Below are 1852 nucleotides of genomic sequence, written 5' to 3'. Positions count from 1 at the left end.
GGTCAGGCAAAACCCGCAACTGGCAACCCGCCGGACCGGTCTGGCTCAATCCCGAAAACGAAATCAGCGTCCCTGAAATCAGAGACGCCGCATGAAATCAGCGGACAACTCCTTTGACAAACACCGCCATGCCGAGGCCGATGCCCTCCTGGGGGTCGCGCCCGAACCGCAGATCACCGTCACGCGCGCGCTGGAGGAATACTGGTCGATCGCCGCAGACCGTCGACGGGGCAAGAGCGACGACCAGAGAAGGCGATGGGAAAACCCGCGCAAGAAGGCGGTGGCGAACTTCGTCAAGGCGATCGGTAATCTTCCCCTGTCCGAGATCGGGCCGCAGCAGTTGCGCGACTTTCGGTCCTGGTGGGTCAAGAAGGTCGAGGATGACGACCTGACGCCCAACAGCGCCACCAAGGACTTCACGCATCTGAAGGATATTCTAGCCAGCGTCACCGAGGCCATGCAGTTGGGCTTTGAACTGCCGCTGCGCAGCCTGCGGATGCTCAAGGACGACGAGGCGCGCACGCGACCGCCGTTCTCGGTCGCCTGGATCAGGGACAGGATCATGGCGCCGGGCGCGCTGGACGGGCTGAACCTGGAGGCGCGGACGATCCTCTTGGGCATGGTCAACACCGGCTGCCGGCCCTCGGAACTGCAAAACTTGACGCGGGCGCAGATCCGGCTGGAGGACGCGGTGCCGCATCTGTCAATCGAGGGGGTGGACCGGACCCTGAAAAGCCGGAACGCGAAGCGCCGAATCCCATTGGTCGGCATCAGCCTTGCGGCGTTCAGCCAATGCCCCGACGGGTTCCCGCGCTACAAGGACAAGCCCGGCCTGTCCGCGACGATCAACAAATACCTCCGAGAAAACAGTTTGTGCGAGACGGAGGCGCACACGCTCTACTGCCTGCGGCACAGCTTCGAGGATCGCATGATTGCCGCGAAGGTCGATCCGCGCATCCGCGCCGACCTGTTCGGGCATGCGCTGGACCGGGAACGCTACGGCGCGGGGGCCAGTCTTGAGCAGACCCGCGAAATTCTTCAAGCCTTGGCCCTTTGAAAGCGGGGGAAGGCCAGCGCGGGGCAGGCACCACAAGATCAGTCTGGCGCACGTCTTTCATCTCCTGAACCTCCATGCCGATTGCCAGGAAAACGTAGAGCCCAGCTGTAATCATAACGGTCTGGACTTCTAGAAAGGAAACGTGCACGCCGTGTGAGCTACTCCTCGATCCTTGGACAGATTTCCGGCTGATTTAAGCTACTGCCCTTGCCTTGGTCTGTTGCACAACTCGGCTGCGGGTCGAGGTTCCCCTTCCCCGGAGCCGGTTCATCCCACGGCTTCAACGACGGGGGTACCCAAACGGACAGAGGCATCAATGCAGGCCTCTCAACTCGGCTCAACGGAAGCAATTTGCTTCTGGTAGCTGGTCGATGGCTAAAGTCTGGTAATGGTGGACAGACTCTGGCAACTTCCCTGTCAGCGATCATGGAGCGCAGCCGAGCGCGGCACTCCAAGTTTTTGATCGAGGACATTTTTTTGGGATTGCAAGATTGCGTATGGATGCATGGTCACGAAGGCAACTCGCCACATTCTCTGGTGTTCGCTGCTGCGCCTCATTGGTGCCTCAAGTGGAGTGGATCGGGAGAGGGGCAGAGACTGTGGCCTTGCTGAAAGCGCGGGAAATCACCAATGTCTGAGCAGTTCTTTGAAAAGCCAATCCTCAATTCTTGACCTGCCCCCCGGAACGTCCCTCGGTTTGATGTAGAGTTTGCTTCATCACGAAGGAGCATACGATATGAGGAAAAGCCGCTTCACCGAGGCGCAGATCATTGGGATGATCAAGGAGCAGGAAGC

General features: G+C 59.9%; 1 protein-coding gene. It reads left to right on the top strand.

The window, feature by feature from the left end; genetic code table 11:
* The first annotated feature begins 91 nt into the window (after positions 1-91).
* The gene (locus FA743_RS20090; RefSeq protein ID WP_136887818.1) at positions 92-1057 is read left to right on the top strand and encodes a site-specific integrase; all 966 of its coding nucleotides are present in this window, start codon (positions 92-94) and stop codon (positions 1055-1057) included.
* The last annotated feature ends 795 nt before the right edge of the window (positions 1058-1852 follow it).

Origin of the sequence: Paracoccus gahaiensis, assembly GCF_005048225.1 — a bacterium.
Classification (GTDB): Bacteria; Pseudomonadota; Alphaproteobacteria; order Rhodobacterales; family Rhodobacteraceae; genus Paracoccus; species Paracoccus gahaiensis.
Note: the sequence above shows the minus strand (reverse complement) of the source record. Positions and strands in the feature narration are given on the sequence as shown.

What these genes read in the sequence shown, in the direction of transcription:
- FA743_RS20090 (WP_136887818.1), top strand. Translation starts at nt 92, where the DNA reads ATGAAATCAGCGGACAACTCCTTTGACAAACACCGCCATGCCGAGGCC.